The 23,217-nt window shown below is 39.7% G+C and carries 26 protein-coding genes; 24 read left to right on the forward strand and 2 right to left on the reverse strand.

Annotation, left to right across the window (positions count from 1 at the left end; translation table 11 throughout):
- Window positions 1-621 precede the first annotated feature (621 nt).
- The 23 genes from cpaB (at window position 622) to ACFSUO_RS06865 (ending at window position 21,154) form a co-directional block, all read left to right on the forward strand.
- On the forward strand, window positions 622-1,314 hold the full coding sequence (gene cpaB / locus ACFSUO_RS06755; protein WP_382392391.1) for a Flp pilus assembly protein CpaB: 693 nt from the start codon (window positions 622-624) through the stop codon (window positions 1,312-1,314).
- Window positions 1,315-1,344: 30 nt separating this feature from the next.
- On the forward strand, window positions 1,345-2,475 hold the full coding sequence (locus ACFSUO_RS06760) for an AAA family ATPase (RefSeq protein WP_382392393.1): 1,131 nt from the start codon (window positions 1,345-1,347) through the stop codon (window positions 2,473-2,475).
- Window positions 2,476-2,496: 21 nt separating this feature from the next.
- Window positions 2,497-3,870 (forward strand): CpaF family protein, encoded by a 1,374-nt coding sequence (locus ACFSUO_RS06765; RefSeq protein WP_382392395.1) that lies wholly within the window; start codon window positions 2,497-2,499, stop codon window positions 3,868-3,870.
- Window positions 3,842-4,771 (forward strand): type II secretion system F family protein, encoded by a 930-nt coding sequence (locus ACFSUO_RS06770; RefSeq protein ID WP_382392397.1) that lies wholly within the window; start codon window positions 3,842-3,844, stop codon window positions 4,769-4,771. The genes ACFSUO_RS06765 and ACFSUO_RS06770 overlap by 29 nt, the downstream gene beginning before the upstream one ends.
- 3 nt (window positions 4,772-4,774) lie before the next feature.
- Entirely contained in the window at window positions 4,775-5,710 is a 936-nt protein-coding gene (locus tag ACFSUO_RS06775; RefSeq protein ID WP_382392399.1) for a type II secretion system F family protein, read from the forward strand.
- Between the two features lie 17 nt (window positions 5,711-5,727).
- Window positions 5,728-5,946 (forward strand): Flp family type IVb pilin, encoded by a 219-nt coding sequence (locus tag ACFSUO_RS06780; RefSeq protein ID WP_382392401.1) that lies wholly within the window; start codon window positions 5,728-5,730, stop codon window positions 5,944-5,946.
- Between the two features lie 51 nt (window positions 5,947-5,997).
- Entirely contained in the window at window positions 5,998-7,425 is a 1,428-nt protein-coding gene (locus ACFSUO_RS06785; RefSeq protein ID WP_382392403.1) for a VWA domain-containing protein, read from the forward strand.
- 358 nt (window positions 7,426-7,783) lie between these two features.
- Entirely contained in the window at window positions 7,784-8,053 is a 270-nt protein-coding gene (locus ACFSUO_RS06790; RefSeq protein WP_382392405.1) for a hypothetical protein, read from the forward strand.
- Complete coding sequence (locus ACFSUO_RS06795; protein WP_382392407.1) at window positions 8,053-8,820, forward strand: hypothetical protein; 768 nt, start codon at window positions 8,053-8,055, stop codon at window positions 8,818-8,820. The genes ACFSUO_RS06790 and ACFSUO_RS06795 overlap by 1 nt, the downstream gene beginning before the upstream one ends.
- A 64-nt stretch (window positions 8,821-8,884) precedes the next feature.
- The gene (locus ACFSUO_RS06800) at window positions 8,885-9,712 is read left to right on the forward strand and encodes a hypothetical protein (protein ID WP_382392409.1); all 828 of its coding nucleotides are present in this window, start codon (window positions 8,885-8,887) and stop codon (window positions 9,710-9,712) included.
- A gap of 51 nt (window positions 9,713-9,763) precedes the next feature.
- Window positions 9,764-10,465 carry a hypothetical protein gene (locus tag ACFSUO_RS06805; protein ID WP_382392411.1) on the forward strand — a complete coding sequence of 234 codons (702 nt, stop codon included), beginning with the start codon at window positions 9,764-9,766 and terminating at the stop codon, window positions 10,463-10,465.
- A gap of 41 nt (window positions 10,466-10,506) precedes the next feature.
- Window positions 10,507-11,277, forward strand: coding sequence for a hypothetical protein (locus ACFSUO_RS06810; RefSeq protein ID WP_382392413.1), 771 nt, complete (start codon window positions 10,507-10,509; stop codon window positions 11,275-11,277).
- A gap of 677 nt (window positions 11,278-11,954) precedes the next feature.
- Entirely contained in the window at window positions 11,955-12,356 is a 402-nt protein-coding gene (locus tag ACFSUO_RS06815; protein WP_382392415.1) for a TadE/TadG family type IV pilus assembly protein, read from the forward strand.
- A complete protein-coding gene (locus ACFSUO_RS06820) occupies window positions 12,353-13,024 on the forward strand; it encodes a Tad domain-containing protein (RefSeq protein WP_382392417.1) in 672 nt (223 codons plus the stop codon). Before ACFSUO_RS06815 ends, ACFSUO_RS06820 begins: the two co-directional genes overlap by 4 nt.
- A 22-nt stretch (window positions 13,025-13,046) precedes the next feature.
- A complete protein-coding gene (locus tag ACFSUO_RS06825) occupies window positions 13,047-13,556 on the forward strand; it encodes a hypothetical protein (RefSeq protein WP_382392418.1) in 510 nt (169 codons plus the stop codon).
- 27 nt (window positions 13,557-13,583) lie between these two features.
- The gene (locus ACFSUO_RS06830) at window positions 13,584-13,793 is read left to right on the forward strand and encodes a hypothetical protein (protein ID WP_382392420.1); all 210 of its coding nucleotides are present in this window, start codon (window positions 13,584-13,586) and stop codon (window positions 13,791-13,793) included.
- Between the two features lie 357 nt (window positions 13,794-14,150).
- Window positions 14,151-14,879 (forward strand): hypothetical protein, encoded by a 729-nt coding sequence (locus tag ACFSUO_RS06835; protein ID WP_382392422.1) that lies wholly within the window; start codon window positions 14,151-14,153, stop codon window positions 14,877-14,879.
- A 560-nt stretch (window positions 14,880-15,439) separates the two neighbouring features.
- The gene (locus tag ACFSUO_RS06840) at window positions 15,440-16,231 is read left to right on the forward strand and encodes a sulfite exporter TauE/SafE family protein (RefSeq protein WP_382392424.1); all 792 of its coding nucleotides are present in this window, start codon (window positions 15,440-15,442) and stop codon (window positions 16,229-16,231) included.
- A gap of 11 nt (window positions 16,232-16,242) precedes the next feature.
- On the forward strand, window positions 16,243-17,640 hold the full coding sequence (locus ACFSUO_RS06845; protein ID WP_382392426.1) for a bifunctional metallophosphatase/5'-nucleotidase: 1,398 nt from the start codon (window positions 16,243-16,245) through the stop codon (window positions 17,638-17,640).
- Between the two features lie 72 nt (window positions 17,641-17,712).
- Window positions 17,713-18,018, forward strand: coding sequence for a YunC family protein (locus ACFSUO_RS06850; protein ID WP_382392428.1), 306 nt, complete (start codon window positions 17,713-17,715; stop codon window positions 18,016-18,018).
- Window positions 18,019-18,302: 284 nt separating this feature from the next.
- A complete protein-coding gene (gene yunB, locus ACFSUO_RS06855; protein WP_382392430.1) occupies window positions 18,303-19,109 on the forward strand; it encodes a sporulation protein YunB in 807 nt (268 codons plus the stop codon).
- 412 nt (window positions 19,110-19,521) lie between these two features.
- Window positions 19,522-21,045: a sodium-dependent transporter gene (locus ACFSUO_RS06860; protein ID WP_382392432.1), complete on the forward strand. Its 1,524-nt coding sequence runs from the start codon at window positions 19,522-19,524 to the stop codon at window positions 21,043-21,045.
- 1 nt (window position 21,046) lies between these two features.
- Complete coding sequence (locus ACFSUO_RS06865; protein WP_382392434.1) at window positions 21,047-21,154, forward strand: MetS family NSS transporter small subunit; 108 nt, start codon at window positions 21,047-21,049, stop codon at window positions 21,152-21,154.
- Between the two features lie 38 nt (window positions 21,155-21,192).
- On the opposite strand, the gene ACFSUO_RS06870 is transcribed toward ACFSUO_RS06865, so the two are convergent.
- Both ACFSUO_RS06870 and ACFSUO_RS06875 read right to left on the reverse strand, forming a co-directional pair.
- On the reverse strand, window positions 21,193-22,146 hold the full coding sequence (locus ACFSUO_RS06870; RefSeq protein ID WP_382392436.1) for a M23 family metallopeptidase: 954 nt from the start codon (window positions 22,144-22,146) through the stop codon (window positions 21,193-21,195).
- A gap of 72 nt (window positions 22,147-22,218) precedes the next feature.
- Entirely contained in the window at window positions 22,219-22,770 is a 552-nt protein-coding gene (locus ACFSUO_RS06875; RefSeq protein ID WP_382392438.1) for a YhcN/YlaJ family sporulation lipoprotein, read from the reverse strand.
- Between the two features lie 141 nt (window positions 22,771-22,911).
- On the opposite strand from ACFSUO_RS06875, the gene ACFSUO_RS06880 reads away from it, so the two are divergent.
- A complete protein-coding gene (locus ACFSUO_RS06880) occupies window positions 22,912-23,184 on the forward strand; it encodes a YutD family protein (RefSeq protein WP_382392440.1) in 273 nt (90 codons plus the stop codon).
- Window positions 23,185-23,217 lie beyond the last annotated feature (33 nt).

Genomic DNA, 23,217 nt, shown 5'->3' on the forward strand with positions numbered 1-23,217 from the left:
TATGCCTTAATAGGGCACGTGCGGTTTGATGAGGGGGTAGCCTTGAGAAAGGTTACCCTACTCTATTATTCTTTTTCATAACTATAATCGTATGAAGTGGCGAAAAAAGTGGACAAATAAGAGCAGCAGACTTGTAGCGGCCTGCTGCTCTTATTTGTCGTTTGGGTCTTCCTTGCCTGGTTCGTCATGTATCGAGTGTGCACCAGCTGTTTGCCTAGGGAGATCATCGTGAAGCGTCTTATCGGGAAAAACAAAGACGCTCTCACGCTTTTGTCCTACCTACATTGATTTTCACGTCTTGATGTAACAATCATGACAATTTATGTAAGAAATTAGTCTGAATTCAGACTAAATGGTAATTATTTCAAAAGATGAGCATTTATACCTATAAATTATAATAAAGTATCGATTTCCACCATGTTTATAGGCCTTACTATCCATTTGTCAGGCAGTTTTTTAATAAAATAAGTAGCTTAACGCAACTTACCATAGGTTGTAAGACCTAATATAGAACTGCTGTATTTTGTCATATGATTGACATATTTATTTTTTTTGCGATGATAATTCTTAGTGTTTCTCGTCACAAGTATTAATTAGATATAGAAAGAGGGTTCACCGTACATGCTGGAATCGAAGCGGAGAGCAATTATATTTTTTTTACTAGCTGTTTTATTGGCTGCAGTTTCCGGGTTTCTTGTTTTGCAAAAAGTTCAGGCACTTAACACCGATTTAGGAACAATGGTAACGGTTTATACGGCCGACAGAGAAATTCCATCAAGAAAAATCATAACACCTGACGAAGTAACAACAGACGAGATTCCACAACAGTTTCTTCGCGATGAACATATAACTGATGTTGAAGAGCTGATGAATAAAGTTTCAGTTGTGCCTTTGTCGGGTGGAGATATTATAACTGCGAACATTTTGAAAGATGCGTCTGCAGTTACAGAAGCTAACAATCGGTTGGTCTCAGTATTGCGATCAGAACAGGTAGCTTTTGACGAGGAACTGACAGCATTGGACCGGGTTGACATTATCGTTTCCCATAGTTTTGGAGATAAGCCGGTAACGGAAGTGTTTATGAAGGATGTGAAGGTTGCGAGAGTAGCTAGCAATGATGAAGGAGATTTTTCCGGTGTTCAGCTGGAAGTTCCTTATGAAAAGGTTTCGGGGTTAATACATATGCAGAATTATGCAGATAGTCTGCGGATTGTGAAAGCGAACGTGGCGGAAACGGATCAACCAGGGGGCTCATCAGAACAGGAGTCAAAGAAGAACGATGAGGCGGATGATGCTGCTGATAATGAAAATTAAAATTAACAGACATATTGTTGGAGGAACCGTATGGGCAAAGTAAACGAAATTTATATTATTGGGGATAATGAAGAAATTGCATCGATTTTAGAACAACAAATAAATGAATCCTTTCAGCTTCATTTTGTTACTGCCAATGACTTAAAAAAGGCAGATGCACGTTTGATTATAATCATAAATAATGGAGAATCCGCCGCAGATGATGCGCAGGCAGCGTTATCTGAGCACCCAGGTTCATCTTTCGTCTGTGTGGGTGATGAAGAAAATTTTAGCCTGCTTAGAAGCCTTAACCAGCTCGGCATCACTGATTTTTATGTGCTTCCGGGTGAAGGGCTTATTTTCATGGAACGGCTGGAAGTTATGGCAAATGAAGTCAACATGAGAAAAGAAAAAGAGCCCGAATCTGGTTTTAAACGTGGAGGTGGACAGATCTTCGCTTTTTATAGCGGGAGCGGCGGTACAGGAAAATCCTTGATCAGTACAACTTTTGCACAAACATTGAAATTGGAATCAACCGCAAAAGTTCTGTTTATAGATTTGAATTTGCTTTATGGAGGGGCTGAGACATTTCTGGGAATTGACAGTAATCGTTCCATAATTGATTTGCTTCCGGTTATAGAGGAACTTGGTGAACATCATATTCGAAATGTATCGGAAAAAGAGGAGCATTCGGATTTAAATGTGCTTGTAAGCCCTAGAGATGCTGAATTAGCAGAAAAGATCACGGAAGACTTCGCTTTAAAGCTCTTAAGGGCCAGTAAACGGCATTATGATTTTATTGTCGTTGATTTACCGGTATGGATGGATGAACGAACATTAGCTATTCTGGAAGAGGCGAATCGCATTTATTATTTGATGAATCTCGATACAGTAGCCATCCGTGTTTTGAAAAGTGTAGAAAACCTGTTTCAGCGTTTGGGTGTCATCACAAAAGATCGACTTGAATTTGTTATTAACTTCAAAGGAAAAGATAGTGAACTGACCAAAAAAGACCTGGAGCGTTTTTCAACTTATCCGGTGGCGTCGGAAATCAGAAAAGATATTAAAAATGTTCAAGCATATATTAATCAGGGTGAACCATTAAGAAAAAAACCTCAGGAAAAAAAGCTACCTCCATTTTCCAAGGATATACATAAATGGGTTCATTCGATGCTGAAATAATAGTTAAATGGTGGTGGTATCGTGTCTCTTTTTCAAAGAAACACAAAATCTAAAGCAGACAACAATGACATGGATACCGGTATTGTTTCCAATTCCGGCTATCTGAATGAGCTGGTGGAGCATTATAAATCCCGACTCCTGACCGAAGTTAATCTGGATCAGATAACTAGTTTGGGTGATTCGGATAAGCGTCTGAAGATTGAACGTTTCATCAATCAGTTCATGTCAGAGGAAAAAGTAGTTATTCCGCGACAGGATAAAGAACGGATGTTAACAATGCTGATTGATGAAAGTGTCGGCTTTGGTCCGTTGGAACCGCTGCTGAAAGACGATTCGATAACAGAAATACTTGTCAATAATCCGAATGAAGTTTATGTCGAAAAAAATGGACGTCTTGAAAGAGTTAATGTCTCTTTTAAAGACGAGGCACATGTCAGGCATATTGTTGACCGTGTTGTTGCGCCGCTTGGACGAAGGATTGACGAAAGTTCGCCGATGGTTGATGCCAGACTCCCAGATGGAAGTCGTGTCAACGCAGTAATTGAACCGATCAGTTTAGGGGGAACTTTACTGTCAATCCGAAAGTTCCGAAAAACACCATTTATGATGGATGATTTAAATGATCTTGGAACATTTACAAATGAGATGTCCAGGTTTATGCAAGCATTGGTGCAAACGAAATTAAGCTTGCTTATCTCAGGTGGTACTGGCAGTGGTAAAACGACATTGCTGAATGCGCTGGCCAAATCCATCCCTAACGGTGAACGTGTTATCACAATTGAGGATTCAGCAGAGTTGAAATTTGACCGGTCGAATGTAGTTGGCATGGAAGCACGTCCCCCTAATGTGGAAGGCAGCGGTGAAGTAACCATCAGGAATCTAGTGAAAAACTCGCTCCGTATGCGCCCAGATCGTATCATTGTTGGTGAAGTTCGAGGTTCAGAGGCGTTCGATATGCTGCAGGCTATGAACACCGGTCATGAAGGTTCATTGACAACTGTTCACGCCAATACACCTTTTGACGCTATTAATCGTGTTGAAGGAATGGTTGTAATGGCTGGAATGGATTTGCCGACGCACGTCATCCGGGATTATATTGCCGGTGCGCTTGACTATATTGTGCAAGTGCAGCGACTAACCGATGGAACACGGAAAATCACAAACGTATCAGAAGTTGAGAAAACAGAAGAAAATCAGATTGAGGTAAGAGACATATTCCGATTCCAGCGCACGGGTGTTGATGGTGAAGGCAATGTGCGAGGATACTTTACACCAACAGGAATTATTCCAAAATGTTTGCCACATCTGGAGGTATTTGGTATAAACCTCGAAAAAGATTTGTTTACCCCAAGGGAGGAGAGCAGCTATGGAACTAGCAGTGTCTATTCTTTATAGTTTAGGTGTTTTATCTTTTCTCCTATGTGTTTATTTTTTTCTTGGGTACAGATCACAGAAGAAAGAGTGGAAACAGAAAGTAAAGGAATGGTTTCCTGAAGAAGAGCGTAAAAGTTTTATCAGTAAGTGGGGAGACAGATTTGATGAAAAAGAGTCTTCCGAGAAATTAAGAAATAAGCTGCACAATGCGAATCTGAAATTATTACCCTCAGAATATCTCGGAATATTAATGGTCGGTTATCTGGTATTGTTTGTCATGTTCTATTCCATTTTTGGAATGCCGCCGTTATTGAGCTTGGTTTTACCATTGTTACTATTATTTGTATCAAATTATCTATTATTCTATTTTCGAAAAAACAGCTATGAATTACGCTTTAATGATCAATTGAGTGAAGTCTGTAGAATCCTTGGTAATGCAGCAAGATCAGGATTGACGATTAACCAGGGAATCGATATCGTTGCCCGTGAAGTTACTGCACCAGCCGGGGATGAGTTTAAGCGAATCTCTAATGAGCTTAAACTGGGAGTCAACCTGGAAACAGCTTTCCGCACAGTGCAAAAACGCAATACATCACGTGACTTCAACTTGTTTATAGCAACATTGCTTATCCAGAAAAAAACAGGTGGCAATTTGGCGATGACACTGGATACGATGGCAAATACGTTCGAGGATCGCAAGGTGTTAAATCAGATTATTAAAACAATGACATCCGAGCAGAAATATATTTCGTTTATTGTACCAGCATTACCGGTGTTTTTGCTGCTTGTCATGAACAATGTGATCGACGGATTTATTGAACCATTATGGTCAGGTTTTGGATTGGTTATGTTAATCATTTTTCTGGCTGCAACTGTACTGTCTTTCTTTCTGATTCGAAAAATTACAAATATAAAGGTGTAGCCTATGGATGCATTAATCATTTTATCAATTATTGCTTTTTGGTTCTGTGTTTTACTGTGCTTGAAACATTTTTGGTCATTTCTTAAAGATAAGCGTTATGTGTTGGGGCACGTATCGGAAGTAACCGATATCGACCCATTTGAAAAAAAAGAAAAAAAGAAAAACAGACGTGCTGAGATATTCAGCCGGATGACAAAGTATGCCGATGATTTTGCTGATTTGGGCCAGCGAATAAACTTCTTCAGTGAAAATCACATGGTAGAGGAGTGGCTCAGAAAATCGGGAAATCCTTTAAAGCTGACGGTCGCCCGATTTCAGGGTTTGAAGATATTTTTGCTGATTATCGGTTTTTGCACCGGATTCCTATCCGTTATAATCGGGCTTCCATTTTCCCAGTATATGCTTGTATTAAACCCAGTAATTGCCTATTTCATACCGATTGTGCTGATCAGAAGGGAGGTCAAAAAAAGACAGGAGCAGATTAGAAGTGAGCTGCCTGATTTTATGGACACAGTCAGTACCAGTCTGCAAGCTGGTGTGAGTCTTGATAACGCATTAAGGGAGGTGATTCGATATTTCGATGGTCCCATCCGCGAGGAGTTTTCACGTTTCAATCAAGAAATTGATCTTGGGGTTCCACGTGAAAAGGCCTACCGTGAACTTCTGAAGCGAAATGATAATGAGGAATTCCAGTCATTAATTAAGGCCTTGATCCAGGGGATGGATCTCGGAATACCGATAGCGAAAACGTTCCAGATTCAAGCTGAAGAGTTGCGTGAAATTCGTCAGGAGCAGGTGAAGGAATTGGCGGCAAAAGCCTCGCCAAAGGTTACGTTGGTTACAACGTTCTTAATTGCACCTGTATCCATATTGATGATTGCCGGATTGATGATCATGAATATGCTGATGGGTGAAAACAGTATCTTTAATTTATTTTAAAAATGGAGGAATCGAAAATGAAATTTGTGAATGGCATTTACGCGAAGGCGATGAGTAAGATTGAAGAACTAAAGAAGGATGAAAGTGGTTCACAGACGTTGGAGTGGATTGGGATTGCAGCGGTGATTGTTATTCTTGTTGGGGTCGTTTCACAAGCATTTAGTGGTGGGGATTTTGGAGATACACTTGTTCAAAAATTCAATGATCTAATCACTCAAATCGGCAGTGGTGGTTGATGCAAATTAGAACTGAAGAATACACTTTGTAATGTAAGGAGAATTTAATTCATGGCAAAAAGGTTGTGCTGCATACTGTCAATCATTGCTGTGTTGCTTTTCATTACCAGTTGCAGTGATGATGAAAATGAAAACAATACATCAAGTGAGTCCGAAAATACAGCTAAACAGGAAACATCGAAGAAATCCATTGATGCTGCAAATGATGAGGGAAGTGATTCAAAAGTAAACGCGGGAACTAATACAAATGTGGAACAAAGTGCAATTCTGGAGGATGTGGAGCCAATTCCTACAGAAATGGCTGGATTTGTATCCCAAAATCAAGGTATGTTTGGCAATACAAGTGTTTATGACAACGAGAACGAAGTAAAAAAAGAACTGAAAAAACTTCCTCAAATGAGTGAAAACCCATCTGATGAAGAGATGGATAGTTACTTTCGATACATTTATTGGCTTGTTTCAAGAGATTTTCCAAATCCGCAAGACATGGTGAAAAAATGGGAGTTTGGTTCATTTGGCAATCCGGACTTACCCGATGCCCGCTACCAATTTAAAGAAAATTATAATGTTGAAGTCATTTTAGATGCCAGCGGCAGTATGGCAAATTATGCAAGCAGTAAAACTCGCATGCAGCTAGCTAAAGATTCGATTAATAAATTTTTGTCCAATGTTCCTGAAGAAGCCAATGTTTCTCTGCGTGTTTATGGGCACAAAGGAACCGGCTCTGATGCAGATAGGGAAATGTCATGCAATGCAATAGAGCAGGTTTATGGTTTTTCTTCATATAAAAAGGAAAACTTTCAAAATGCATTGGATAAATTTCAGCCAAGTGGTTGGACACCGATAGCAGGGGCTTTAAAACAATCTCAAAATGCGCTGAAAGAATTTGATGCAGAAAACAATACAAATCTGATTTATATGGTAAGTGATGGTATAGGTACCTGTGATGGAGACCCGGTTAAGGTTGCTGAATCTTTTTCTGACTCACAATCAAAACCAATCATCAACATAATTGGTTACCAGGCTGACGCTGAAGCACAGAAACAATTACAAAAAATGGCTGAAGTGTCTGATGGTATTTACTCAACTGTCAGCGATCCAGAAGGGCTTGAGGAAGAATTTAATCGTGCAGAAAAAGTCTTGGAAGCATGGCAGCAATGGAAGGAAGATGCATTGCAAGATTTAGACGCAATGAGTGTTAATAATAAAGTTGATATTATGGAAGTAACCAATGACTGGTACTTCAAAACTCTTGCACAGGGAAATAATTTAACGGCTGCAATTAACTTGGCTGAAGAAGTCGGTGTAGTAACTTTTGAACAGAAACAAAAATTATTAGAGTCGGTAAATAATGTTAAAAATAAATTAGAGCAAATGGATAAAGAAATTGAAAATAACCTAAAAGATATCAGTGCAGAAAATATTGACAAGAAGAAAAAAACAATTAAGGAAAAATTCAACGAACAAACTGAGAATTAACACCCAGTTGTAGCAAGGTAAAAGAGGGTGATAAAGATTGGTAAATGGTTAAAGAAAAGCTTGCTATTGGCTGTTATATTTTTAATAACGTTCTTTCCAGTAATAACTCCTACAGTTTATGCTGTTAGTTCCTGGAGTGGAGACACATGGGAAGGCAATACATGGAGGGGCGACACCTGGAACGGGAACCCATGGGATGGTTCCAATTTAAAATGGCAAGGTGAAACGTGGAATGGTGACACTTGGCAAGGTGAAGGTACTGAAGCTCCTCCCTCGGGAAATGAAGCTGGTGGAGGCTATGACTGGTCGCACATTCCTTGGTATTTAGAGGGATGGTATGCAGATGGGTGGTCACAGGATGGCTCTTCTGGCGATCCATGGTCACAATCCGGTTTTAATGGAAATGGAACTTCGGGTAACGAATGGGGGAAGAATGGATTTCAAGGTGATGGCACCAATGGTTATCCGTGGTTACAATCCGGATTCAACGGAAATGGAACAACTGGTGATCTATGGTCAAAGAACGGGTTTAACGGAAACGGTACGATTGGAAATGGAACATCAGGCCAAAGAACAGTCGGAACAGGCACCAATGGAGATGGAACTGACGTTAGTGCTGCGGATATAATGAAATATGTCACTACTGATATAATGGGCGGTACTGCTTTATTCGTCGAGGCTGGTTTAAAACATCAACGTTACCAAGACGTTGGGAGAACTGGTTCCGGTTTCGGTTCAACTGCCTCAAAAGCGTACGGGGGTATGCTAGTAAATGGACTGAAATTAGCAGGAGTGGATCAAAGGATAACAGATCCAGCTGAGGCAGCTATAAATCTTAACGAGGGAGTTAAGGGATATAGAAGCTTTCAGGATGGCAGAAAGGTAAGTACTGCTAAAAAAGGTGCTACTAATTTAAATAAAGCTAAGGACCTTGCAAATACATCAAAAGCTAATAGAGCTGTAATTGCCAAACCTTCTGTTGGAAAACCAACTGGAATTGAGAAGGCTTTGTCCAAGTTTAATGTAGCCACTGCTGCCGTGGGTACAGCATATTCAGGAGTTAAAACTTTTAATAAATGGCAAAATGCTTCTGACGTGATGGATAGTAATGCAAGTGGGGCAGAAAAAACTGCTGCAGTGGCTGATGTAGGAGAAAGCGCAGGTAACACATTGATGAGTGCTGGTGTTGTGACCTCTGCGACTCCCATACCAGGTGCAAGAGTGGCTGGAGGCGTAATGGTTGCTGGTGGAGCAGTCCTTTGGGGAGCATCAAAAGTTACTAAAGCCGTAGCCAAAAATTGGGATTCTATCAAAGACACAGGCAAGAAAGCCTGGGAAGGAACGAAAAATATAGCTAAAAAAGGCTGGGACGCTGTTACAGGCCTATTTAGTTAACAGAAATGAGCTATAGCTCATTTCTGTTAACCACATATTTAATGGTTAAAGGGGAGTGATTAATGTGAAATATAATGACCCACTTATTGAGAAAAAAGGAAAAAAGTACAAAAAGTTTTTCGAAACTTGCGATGTTAATCCAGGTTCTTATCTTATTAATGGAAATGAATATTTTATGGTGAATTATGAAAAAGGAAAACAGACTAAAGGTATTGCAATCATTTCGCCGAATGGCGAGGCTAGTAAAAATGACTATTTGAAAGCATTTGATGCACTATTAGAAAGAGCAGAATTAGGAACGTTGATTTTTACACACGGAGGAGAAAGAGCAAATATCAACATGAATTCATTTACTGCGATAAAAGATTTTTTGTCTGAAGTTTTAAAAAATAGTAATGAATATTTAGATCAAGAAACCAAAGAGGTCTTTGAATATTGTTTGGAAAGTACAAACAATATTTTGGAATTGCAGAAACGCTTGATTGATATATATAACGACTACTATAACAAAGAAATGAAGTATTTTGAGGGTGAATTAGAATCCTTTACAAGGAAGGATATTGATGAAGCGGCAAATTGCCTTGGTGAAATAGGCTATATTCAATATCAGCAATTAGTAGCAAATTATGAGTCTATACCAAAGTTCAAGTATATCAAGGAATTGAGTAATCCGGAAGTGAAAAAACATATAAATAGTACTGTTAAAAGATACTTGGATGAATTTTCTATAAACGCTAATAAACAGCGTAAAGTAATAGAAGATCTTACTTATCAACCAAATATGGCTGAATTGACAAAAGAAGAACATATCGAGGTGGAAAAAAGAGTTTTTTATGAAAGTCTATCGAAAGTTAATGCTTCTTTAAGGAAAGAACTGAGACATCCAAGCTAGGATAAAGTGGAAAAATTATAATTGTTATTAAAAGGTGACAAGGAGAATAGCATGGAAAAACCGCTTAAATACACATGGGATGTATACACAGGCAAATTCGAAAAAATATTAGTTCTAATGCTGACAACAACATTACCATTATTGATGGTGCATTCATTCGTTACCAATTACATATATGCAATTACACCAAGCGATTTAACTGTTTATTCAGTCGCAGACATTTATTACGGACTTATTACACTATTACTATATCTTTATGCGCAAATTCCCTATATCCGTTTCGTTTATAACGAATATACAGGGGTCGAAAACAATTTACGAAACTCAGTTTACCATTTTTTGGCCAATGGTTTTACAGTTTTCGTATTTGCATGTATCGTTTCTGTGGTCACCACCATTGGTTTTATGTTTCTTGTATTACCAGGATTAATTTTCCTTGCGTTAGTATTTCCAATTCCGTATATAAGTATTTTCGATGAAAAATCAGTCTGGAATTCGTTTAAAGAAGGTTTTCGGATTGGCAAAAAGAAATTTTTTAAGATTATGTTAATCATTATGCTGGCAGGATTAGCTGAACTTTTATTAGGTATATTTGTTACATATCAGTTATTTAACATTACGTCTTCCTTCGCTGCACAGGTAATCACCCAGATGACTCTCAATATTATTATTTATCCATTTATTATCATGCTTATGACATCTTTTATTCTCAAGTGGCGTGAAGTAGAGGGAGGATGTCTAAGTTGTCAATAACTAATCAATCATTTTGATGAAGCAAAAAATATAAGCAGTTTTTGGAAACATATAAAATTGCTCAGCACCACTTGCATTTGGATGGAAATGATTTTTATCTAGTCAACTATAAAAAGAAGATAACCGGAAAAGGGGGTACGGCTGTCATTTCCACCGCTCCTGACACCCAAACAGATCAATATCATACAGCTTACAAATGGATACTGAGTCTATATAATTATCTTTCCACTATTCGAAAGAATGGAAGTGAAAGACAAAACATCAATATGCAAGCTTACCATAAAATGCAATCTTTTTTGAAAACTGTTATGCAGACATCCGGGTTAACAGAAAAAGAAAGAATGAATTACCAAAAGTGTCTGGAAGCGATTCATTCCATTTTTGAATATCAAAATAGGCATATTGGACTGATGGACGGTTATCAAAAATTCATTGAACAAAAGATTGAAGAAGGTAAGAAATATACGATAGCAGATATCGAATATCTTCAGGAAATTTTACTTGAGCTGGATTACATTCAGTTCAGACAGTTGAATATCTCATTTGATATGGCAGACAACTTTGCTTTTATAGAAAAGAATGTAAAAGAAAACCCTGCTGTAAATGAATTATCTAATGTGGAGATTCAGAGGTATGCAGAAGAGTTTGCCGGCAGTAAAAAAAAGCTTAGGTCAGAGATTGTCAGAATCAGCTATGTTGAAGATATGGCGGATATAAGTGAAAGAGAATATTATAGGAAAGTTAAATCTTATTATCAGCAAATTCTGGATAACGATTATGAAAAACTTAAAAAGGATTTAAGGAACGCGTAAAAGATGAAGAATTGCTCTGTTTTCAGGTTGTCTTATCTTTTAAAGGATGATTTAAAATGAAAATCACAAACCAGGACCTGCAGATTTTGCTGCACAGGTAATCACCCAGATGACTCTCAATATTATTATTTATCCATTTATTATCATGCTTATGACATCTTTTATTCTCAAGTGGCGTGAAGCACTGGAAACGCTTGAAGCCAAGGTTCGAGGGCATATTGTGTAGGAAAGTGGGAGCGTACATGAGTAGGTGGCTAAAAAAGATATTAGTTTCATTGGCGATTGTTGTTATAGCTATCCAGCCAACATCATTCTTGGGCACTTTATGCAATAAACAATAATTTGGATTACCAGGAAAGACTTGTAGAATTAGTGGCGTAAAGGGTTTGTGGAAATTAGAAAAGGTTTACGGTATCCTCAACTATAACTAGATCTGGATCCTTTATAAAATTCCGAGGGGCAAGGAAAATCTAAAAGCGGCTCTGAACAAGCTGCTTATGTGGATAACTTGGAGAGTTTGTCAAAATCCAATTTAAGGAAGTAGTTCAGAAGGATAATATCAAAAGACAAACAGAGTCCAACAAGGCGTTAATCAAAGGGCTGAGATATCCTAATTTAAATTAAATTGCCATAATAAAAGGGTTCGTTTTTATATAAAAATCCAGGAGTGTCATTCTATGAAACTATTGAAAAGAAGGTTTAAAAATGAAGATGGATCAGCCACAATTGAATTTATAGGAATTCTACCCTTGGCTTTGCTTTTACTGATGATTATTTGGCAATTTATTGTGGGAATTAATGGTGTCCTGGTCACTCAGTCTGCGGCCAATGAATATGCTAAAGTTTATTCTATAACCCAGAATGCAGGTGAAGCAAGTGCGGCGGCAAATAACATTCTTTCGACTACCGGTAATTATCTGCAGAGTCAGGGAGTATCAGGGTCAAGCCTGGGGAGTAAAGAGTTCACTGCTGAAGCAAATGTAGAAATACGTTTGGTTTTTTTGCCAAGCGAATTATTTGGTTATACAATACCTTCTATTCCATATTCAGCAACGGCCAGCAGCAGGGTGATTGAATGAAGTTAATGAAACGATTTCAAAATGAAGATGGTAATATTGCCCTATTTGTGCTTGGCATGTTAAGTATTATTATGATCTTGCTGATTTTTGTTGTGAACCTAGGTGGGGTTTTGGCTACAAAGGAACAGTCTAGTACTACCGTGCAACAGGCTAGCATGGCTGCATCAAGTGTTTTGTATGAAGAAGTACGCCGTGTAGTGTATGAATATGAAGATGAAACGTTGGAGGGAGCACTTCAGGCATTCTTTGAAGATATTGAAGAAATGGTTGATGACAGAGCATCCGAATTATCAGGCTCAGAAAATTATGCTGACTGGACAGCTAATGAGATTGAACTGGAAGCGTTTGATCAGGTTTTATCGGAAGAACTTAATAAAGACGTGGTCAGAAGTAAGCTGAATGAGTTGCTTGCAGACGAGGATATTGAATCAAAGGTTATTGATAAAACAAGAAGCGCAATTCTTGCAAATGATGGTGTATTGGATGGAGCGGAGTTAGCAATAAAGGACGACCGCTTTTATGTACGTGCAGCCAATGAAATGGAATCAGTATCTTTTGATGGGTACATGGAAGGTATTAAGGAAAATGTCTATCAAGAGTCTGCTGGTCCTAAAATTGATTTTCTGGGTATTGTATGGGATGGTAATGAAGTGACTTCACTTAATTGATTTAATGATAAGGACTGATTTAATGGATCGGAACATAAAGCTGTTTATATGTTTTGCTGTGTTGCTGTTGCTGGCTGCCTGTGCTTCAGCGGAATCAGAAGAACTAGCGGACTACCATAATGGTTACGTTGAGAATGTGAACAGTAAATTGACGAAAATCGATACGCTAAACGAAAAATCACTCAGTTCGGCATCCTTTGAAGAAGCGTATACTGTCCAAAAGAATGAATTATTCCCAATCGTAAACGAAATAAAGGATTATATGGACTCACAGGAGCCTGAATCAAAAGTAGTGAAGGAGTACCATTCACTACGGGCTGACCAAGTTGATGCCTGGTATGATGCATTTCAAATGAAATATGACGTACTGGAAAAAATGGTCAATCAATCGATTAGTGAAGAAGAAGCGAATGAAATAATTATGGAGGCCGATGAAAAATATATCGAAGCTGGTGAGAAAGCACAAAAGGCCGATCAAAAGATGGAAGATTTGGCAGAGGAGTATAATTTTGAACTGGAGGATGAAGGTTAACCAACATTTTTGAAGGGAGAAGAGAAGATGTCTAAATCCGAAAAACGCTGGAGAAGGTTTTATCTGGTTTTAATGATTTTTATCTATGCCATTTTCGTACCAGTCACGGTTATTGAATGGCTGGCAGGTTCCGGAGGCTTTCCAATAACAGCCATAGTTGTCGGCTTGGGTCTTCCTTTAATGCGAAAAAATCATATGAATTCGATAAGGGTGAAAGAGGGTAATAATGCTTTTTAAAAAGGTAAGATTTGAAAATCAGCATCCTATCTTATTATCAAATGGCCTTAACAATCCCTCAATCAATGGGAATTTGAAATGGAGTATGAGGTCTCGTACTTCATTTCTATTTATTTGTAACAATACCTTCAAATACGCAACTTTTATTTTAAACGGAAAGGTATTACTTAAATAGTACTTGATGGTAATAGGGATAACTCTATCAGTATTTGCGACTGGGTTGCATTGTTTAAATGCCGGTTTCAAACCGGTTACTGAACAAGAATTAGATAATTGAAAGGATGTTATAGTCTTTTGTTATATGTTGGAATAGTGGCCATCATTTATTGCATCCCTTTTATCTGGATTATATGGTCCATGATTGATGTCAAAAATGGCAAAAGAGATCACGTCAATTGGAAAGGCCCATTAATATTGCTCATGGTGATAACTGCAGTCAGTTTAGCGCTAAATGTCTATCTTTTTTCTACCTACAATCTGGCATTCTTTCTAAACAGTTTTTCGAGTATTATTGGGCTTATCGCGGTTGGAGCACTGTGGGCAGTTATTGCAGTCATTAATATTATTTCTACAATAATTGCCCGCCGTAAAAATCTCCCGAAAACACTTCATAATCCAAAAGCAATATGGCTCTTTTCCGGTGTACTGGCTGGAGTGATGTTGTTTTTCTTTCTGTGGTTTGTACCAATCGGACAAAAAATAGCTTATGCAGTAACCCTAAATGATGCAGTGAATGCAATGGAAGACACACCAAAAAATGAAGATATTTCGTTAGTACTGGTTCGCTCTGAGGATAGTTGCTTAAATATAAGAAACTGTGATAAGAAATATAATAATGTGTTTTATGTTCGCAGTAATCTGGATGGTACCAAGGAGGTGCAGGTCAAGATTCGTGCAGCAAATAAAAACCAAGAAGAACTAAAAGTAATCGATTCTGAAATAATGAAATTGGATTCTGGTGAAATGAAAATGGTCGAGACAGAAGAGACAAGTGACAGTAAGGACGTTTGGGGGAAATACTCTTTTACGACTGAAAAACGAGTTTTTTATTATCAATATAATTATCGTTACAGGGATCCTTCATGACAGACCTTAAATCTGAAATTCAAATAATTTATAGAACAGGGGCTTGCTATGGCTCGCGGGAAAGCACCGCCGAAAAGTCCGAGAGAAGGCTTCTCAAGTCCAAAAGCCCCCCAAAAGTGGTCTAAAAAGTCCGAGAGAAGGCTTCTCAAGACCAAAAGCCATCCAAAAGCGGGCCTAAAAGTTCGAGAGAAGGCTTCTCAAGGCCAAAAGCCATCCAAAAGCGGGCCAAAAAGTCCGAGAGAAGACTTCTCAAGGCCAAAAGCCCCCCAAAAGTGGTCTGAAAAGTCCGAGAGAAGGCTTCTCAAGACCAAAAGCCACCCACAAGCGGGCCAAAAAGTCCGAGAGAGAGCTTCTCAAGGCCAAAAGCCGAGGCCACTGAAATACTTGCACGCGACGAGCGCCAAGTGTATTTCCGTAGTGGTGTCCACACATAAATTGTGCACTACGCCGCAGTTTATATCAACTACTCTGGATAAACATCAAAGTTACGAAAAAAGCCAAAAAAAACCTTTCCCATGATTTCCGTTTCAAACAGTGCTACCATATGGTTATAGTTGTTCATGATGGAAGGGATTTTATTGATTTACATTATTTGTACGATTGTTGCATTTACCGCTGCGTTTACTGGAAGCCTTGTTGGCATGGGCGGTGGTGTTGTATTAATTCCTAGCATGTTATTTCTGCACCATTATACGGATACATTTGCGTGGGCAACTCCGCAAGTGATTGTAGGAATTTCACTGATCGCGATGGTCTTTACGGCATTTTCGTCTACTGTTTCCTATTACAAAAATGACCGGATACATGTAAAAATTGGATTGCTCTTTCTGACGGGGAGTGTTCCCGGTAGTATATTGGGGGCATATCTGAATCAGTTTATCAACGCCGATTATTTCTCATTGTATTTTGGTTTCTTGATGATCACCTTATCATTTCTTTTTTTATTTAAACGGAATAAACATGAGAATGATGATAACACACGAAAAAAAACGCCAGCATTATCCGTATTTATCATTTCATTGATTGTTGGTGGAATATCGGGAATGTTTGGTATTGGCGGCGGTTCGATTATTGTACCGGCCTTGATTTTTCTTTTTGGCCTATCCATCCATACGGCTGCAGCAACATCTATGTTCGTGATTTTATTTATTAGTATCATCAGTGCAGGCACACACATTGTCTTGGGTCATGTTGCCTGGGAATATGTACTTTTATTCATTCTTGGCGCCTGGATTGGTGGGACACTGGGTGCAAAAATCAATCAGCTTGTGAAAGGCAATGTACTGGAGTGGATACTTCGGCTGCTGCTGATTGTCATTGGAATCAGACTGATTATTGAAGGAATGATGTAAGGAGCATTATCATGCAGGAGAAGCTTTACTTTTATTACACAAATGATTTACATAGCAACTTTGCCAATTGGCCACAGGTTGCCGGCTATTTAAAAGAGCAAAAGGAACGGATTCTGGAGAGGAATGAGTCGTGCTGGCTGGTTGATATCGGTGATCACGTGGACAGAGTCGATCCAATAGCGGAAGCGTTCATGGGAAAGGCAAATGTGCGTTTGATGAACGATGTTGGCTATGATTTGGCAACACTGGGGAATAATGAAGGAATTACAATGGCTCATGAGGATCTCCATCAGTTATATGATGAAGCAGCATTCCAGGTCGTTTGTGCCAATTTACACAGTCTGACAGGGGATGACCCTGGGTGGCTCCAGCCTTTTGTCCATACCCAGTCAGCTGGTGGTGTGCGAATTGGTGTAGTAGGACTGACGGCTCCGTTCAATGCATTTTATGAGCTTTTAGACTGGCATGTTTCAGATCCGCTAAAGACATTAGAAAAACGTGTGCGTCAGTTAAAGGAAGAAGTGGATATCATTGTGCTGCTATCCCATCTAGGCCTTACTGAGGATCAGGAGATTGCCCGCCGTATTGACGATGTTGATGTTATCATTGGCGGACATACTCACCATTTGCTGCGGACTGGTGAAACGATTAATAATACCGTCATCACAGCAGCAGGAAAGCATTGTACTTTTGCTGGTGAGGTTATTCTGACATGGGATCATACTAAACAGGAAATTGTAAAAAAAGAGGCATACACGAGCGATGTCAGTCATCTGCCTAAAGATATGGAGACCGTCCAAACTTTAGGTGCATTATCCGATAAGGCAGATACATTGCTTGAGCAGCCGATTGCCCACTTAGAAAAATCATTGGAAGTGAAATGGTTTCAGCATACGGAATTGATGGAGCGGCTTACAACTGTATTGAAGGAGTGGACAAATGCAGATACAGCTTTACTGAATGCAGGGGTTTTATTAGATCAGCTCCCTGCAGGTGATGTTACCAGCAAGGATATCCATCGTATTTGTCCGCATCCGATCAACCCATGTATGGTTGAATTGTATGGTGACGAATTAATGGAAGTTGTTCGTGTTTCCCTTACCAAAGATTTAACAGAGCTGAAACTGAAAGGATTCGGATTTCGCGGCGAAGTTATCGGAAAGATGATTTTTTCCGGACTTGATGTCGAAACGGTCACCAGGGAGGACGGCAATGAGTATGTCGAGTCAGTCCGATTTCAAGGTGAAAAGCTGGATCCTGATAAAATATATACTGTAGCAACAGCTGACACGTTTACATTTGGCCGGCTATTGCCGGAAGTTGCTAAATCCGAAGTGAAGCGGTATTTTCTGCCTGAATTTCTCAGAGACTTGCTCGCCCATACTCTAAGGAGATATTTTGGAACCTGACACAATGCGGTGACATAATCGCATTCCCTTACATAGGCTATTGTACAGTTTGCAAGGGAGGCGTTTAGTAAGATGATTACGGCGAATCCGTTAGAAATTGAAGGGATATATTTCACTGCCGTCACGGTGGAATTGCCGAAAACCAATTTATTAGTCATCTCCAACGATATTGGCTATATCATGTGTGCAGCTTTGGATGTGGACCTTTTCAATGATGCGCTTGCGGACAGGGGAGTGATTGCCGGCAGAGCAAGGGGTGTCAAAACGATTGATCAACTGCTGCATGCCCCGCTTGAAAAGGTAACTGATGCATCGAAGGAAGCCTATGGCTGGGAGCCAGGGATGACAGGCAAAGAAGCTTTGATGAAGCTGGCATAGCTAAATGACCAGGGAAACGGATGCTGTGGCAATCACCCGAATGCCTGAAGGTTCACTTAAGTGACGATTGGAAAGGCATTGTTGCCAGACACGACAAACAGCGCTGTGACCGTCCCAATATTAAAATCATGGAAGAAAAAAAGACTTATTCGTCGAACATCCTTATGTAGTGGACCTTGCCTTTTTTACGTTAATGTAATGATTGTTTCGTGCGACACGAAATAGCTGCGAATAATTTATTCTATCCCCCTTGGAACAAGCATATGCTGTTTCAAGGGGGGTTCGTGTTGCGAAAGGGAAAGGTATTCAGCAAAAAAAAGATAGCCCGAAAACCACCTTCTACCAAGAACATTTTTGCAGTGACACTTGTATTGTTCGTGGTAATGGTTTTCCTGAGTATTGTTATCATTAATAAAGGAATTCAACCGACGCTGATTGAGGTGGCAGAAGAAAAAACGACAGAGTTTGCCACCCGAGGCATAAACACAGCTGTACGGTTTGCCGAAAATTATAATTATGATGATGTGCTGAATATTAGTTACAGTGATGATGGCAATGTGTCAACAATTAATTGGAATTCTTCTATTGTCAGTGAGATTAATCGGGCTGCCACTGATCGCGTGGAGGAATATTTTCGGTATATGAATACAGGTGAACCGCCAGATTATGAAAATTCCCTGTTTGAACCAGAGGAATTTGAAGATACGACCCAAAATTTGCCGCAGAAAGATCCGACGGTTGTGGAAATTCCGATCGGGCAAGCTACTGGAAATTCCATCCTTGCTAATCTGGGACCGACGATACCGGTCAACTTTGAATTTGTCGGAAATGTCCAGACAGATGTCAAACGTGAAAGTGAAGAGTTTGGAATAAACGGATCCTGGTTTTCGCTGTATGTGGAAGTAAAAGCCGATGTACAAATTGTCATTCCATTTACAACGGACGTAACTACTGTAAAAACCAAGATTTATATTGACAGTGGGGCACTGATGGGAGACATTCCGGAATTCTATGGTGGCGGCAATGGAGAAAACCCATCCATTTCTGTGCCGAAAGAAGACATCCAGAAAGATAAAGAGAAATCACAATAAGCTATTCAGGATGCAACGTTCGAGGAAGGGCTTTTTAATTGCTGTTATTCGGAAAGCAAAGGCTTGCGGTAAAGAAAAGTGAATCTTATCAGCAGTGGAAATATGCTAGTCTCCCGCGCAGGTAAAAACCTTCAAGTCCTGTGACAACGTCTGTTATTAGCACGTCCTGTGCGTTGAAAGGGAGTGTATTTCCGCTGCGTTATTTGGTACAAAGCAATTTAACGAACTGAACATTGGGCAAGTTTGACTAGTTATGCAAAAAGTCTGTTAAACATTGCAGGAAACCTTTGACATAGTCTAAAAGTACCGTTATAATACAAACATAAATATCAGAAAAAAATAAACATTATAAAGATTCCTTATCATACTCTGTTAGTAAGGGGTAGGGGAAACTTAAGGGGGAGGTCTGACAATGGAAAATCGTTCTCAATGGGGGACAAGAGCTGGGTTTATATTGGCTGCAGTAGGCTCGGCAGTCGGGTTGGGAAATATTTGGCGCTTCCCGGCAACAGCATTTGAAAATGGCGGTGGTGCCTTTATGGTACCGTACCTTGTTGCATTGCTTACTGCGGGAATTCCGATTCTTATTATGGAATTCACCATGGGGCATAAATATCGCGGTTCGGCACCATTGACGTACAAGAAAATGAACAAAAATGTCGAATGGATTGGCTGGTGGGGTGTTCTGGTCGCATTCGTCATTTCGACCTATTACTCCGTTATTATTGCCTGGGCAATATCGTACTCCATCTTTTCATTTAATCTGAATTGGGGTTCGGATACAGAAGGGTTTTTATTCAATAATCACCTGGAATTGGTTGACCCTGGACAATTTGGCGGATTTGTACCTGGCGTACTTATACCTTTAATTATTGTTTGGCTGGTCGTTTTAGGTGTCCTCTACAGAGGTGTTAAAAAGGGTATTGAAATGGCCAACCGGATTTTTATCCCGACATTGATTGTTGTCTTTTTAATTATTGTTATCCGGGCAATTACACTGCCTGGTGCTGTTGAAGGTTTGAATGCGTTTTTTACACCGGATTTCAGTACAATAGCGAACCCGGATGTATGGGTTGCCGCATATGGGCAAATATTCTTTAGTATGTCAATTGCATTTGCGATTATGATTACGTATTCCAGTTATTTGCCGAAAAAGTCCGACTTAACAAATAACGCATTTATTGTCGGATTTGGTAACTCCAGTTTTGAATTGTTATGCGGAATTGGTGTGTTTTCGGTATTAGGTTTTATGGCGGTGCAGCAGGGAATTCCTGTTGATGAAGTTGTTACAGGGGGAGTCGGATTAGCATTTGTCGTGTTCCCGCAAATCATCAACCAATTCCCGGCATTAAATGAACTGTTTGGTTTCCTATTTTTTGCGTCACTTGTGTTGGCAGGTTTATCTTCCCTTATATCGATTATCGAGACTTATATTGCCGGCTTAGTGGATAAGTTTAAAATTTCCCGTGGAAAAGCGGTTGTTTTTGGTGGCGGATTTGCAGCACTAGTTTCCCTGATATTTTCGACACGGGGCGGATTGAACTTCCTGGACGCGGCAGATTATTTCATTAACCAATTCGGTGTCGCATTCGTCGGTCTGATTGAGGTTGTGCTGGTTGCTTGGATTCTTCGCAAGCTTGGGGAATTCAAAGAACATGCGAATGAAATTTCTGACATAAGGCTTGGTGGCTGGTGGACCATAAGTTTAGGTGTCATCACACCAATTGTGCTTGGTTATACCATGTATGGCCTGTTTAGACAAAATTTGTTGAAACTATTTGAAACAGATAACGGTAACTACGAAGGATATCCGGATGCATTTATCCTATACGGTGGGTGGTTTGTTGCAGCAGGCGCCCTGGTAGTCGGTATTATTATGGCACTGATGAAATGGAAAAAACCTAAAGAGAATGAAGCAATTAAGGAGGCGAAGTAGTATGACCGGAGGAGCTATTGCCTTTATGATCATTTCTATGCTGATTATTTGGGGCGGATTGGCCGCAAGTATTACGAACGCTGTGAAAAAAGCTGGAAACCGCAAATAGAAATGAAAAAGAGCCTTTACCTTTCAGGTAGAGGCTCTTTAATTCGTTTCTTTCGTCATTCGTTCCCATTTACTAAGATAAGGATATGGATCAAATGACCATTCTTTCTCTCCGTTATCCTGATACATCCCATAATGCAAGTGTGGCGGGAATTTGCCGGAAGTCCCCGGTGGTCCGTAGCCGGTTGATCCTACCTTGCCCAGGGTATCACCAGGTTGGACGACCTGACCGACTTTTATATTGTCATTATACGAGCTCATGTGTGCATAGTAATGATAAATATTGTTAATATCCCGTATGCCGATTCGCCATCCTCCATATAAATTCCAGCCTTTCAGTTCAACGACCCCGTATGTGGTCGCCTTTACCGGGGTCCCGTAGTCAGCAAATATATCGGAGCCTTCATGAATACGTACGCCTCCAAAGCCTCGACGGTCTCCCCAATTGTTGTTGTAGGTGTAATTGTAGTTGGTATCGACTGGAAATTCTCGGTCCGTTAGTTTGATTCGATTGAACTTTTTGAACACTTTTGCCGTATTCATAATGGTTTGCACAGTCAAGTCACGTTTATAATGATTCCAAAGTGCAATTTTCACTTCGTCTTTGGAGGGGCCATATTCAAGTAAAATATTCGCCATTGTATACAAGACGTCTTCTGGCTGTTCCGGGTCGGCTTTACCGTCGCCATTTCCATCTTTCCCTTTACCGTTAAAAAACGAAACGATGTGGCTATTTTTGATCATTGAGCTATTTCCTAGTCCAAACCACTGCTCGTCAGGTATCATTATGGAAACAAGCTGGTCATCGGAACTTGATTCATTGCTGTTTCGTTCATATTGATCGATGGCCGCTAGATAATACCATGGAATCTGAGTCATTGCTTCGGTTTTGCGGTATAGGGCCATGCGCTGTTCATAGACGGATGTGTCCTTTTCGTTTGCTTCCACTGTTCCCAAAAGAGGGATGCTCAACAAACAAATGACTGTCAGCATAAAGATACTTTTTTTCAGGATGGCGAAGCACCCCCTTTCATCAAGTGATAGCGCACTTACGGCGGATTCAATCTATTCACGGCCTTGTGGTGACTCCTGCATCCGTTCGATGATTTGATCAATTGTATTATCGTATTCATCGTCTCGGGTACTGGAATTGTGCAGACTTTGAATATCCTGCATGATCATTTCATTGTCAGATACGTATACATCAAAATAACCTGGCAAAATGGAAGTGGCTGTTTTATTTGCAATGTCTGCAGCTTTATCTGCTTCCAATGCATCTCCCTTCGCATAGGCAATTAGCGCTTCTTCATCTGTGACAAGTGCTGCCACTTCATCAAACCCATCATTACGTAAAATAATTCGGGCAATCATGTTGGCAAGCTTTGTACGGTCGATCGTAACATTGTGATCTTTTTCAGTGTTATTTTCGATTTGCTCTTTGCTGTACCGCACATATCCAATCTTGTCATCCGTTTCTGAATTGTTTGGAGCGTTTTCATTTTCCGGGTTCAATTCGTCAATAATCTGCTCCCGCTCATCCGCCGCATTATCGGTGCCGTTGCAGCCTGTCAGTGCAAAAGCGGCAATAAGGGGAAGAGCGACAAATAATTTTCTCATAGCTGTCCTCCTGTTAAAAATGGTTGTCTTTCTTTAGTTTGTGGTTTCACGGGAAAATCATACTGCAAATTATTGTAAAAATAGTGGTTGTATCATGCAGCAGTATGATAAAATCTATATAATGCAATTGGGGTGATGGCGATGATTGAAATACAAGGAAAATTTTATGAAGTTATAGAAAATGAAAAAAATGGTTTTCAGGAAGAAAAGGTCAATGAGCGATTTTCTGATATTTTATCCAAATATGATTTCATTGTCGGTGATTGGGGATATGAACAGCTGCGTTTGAAAGGGTTTTATGATGATCAGAATCCAAAAGCGGGCTTTGATACCAAAATAGGCACACTGGATGATTATTTGTACGAATACTGCAACTTTGGCTGTGCTTATTTCATCCTTAAAAAAATTGATTAGAAAACTTGGCTTATCGCCAGGCCTAAAATGGCG

It is taken from the genome of Lentibacillus juripiscarius (assembly GCF_042685205.1).
GTDB lineage: Bacteria > Bacillota > Bacilli > Bacillales > Amphibacillaceae > Lentibacillus > Lentibacillus juripiscarius.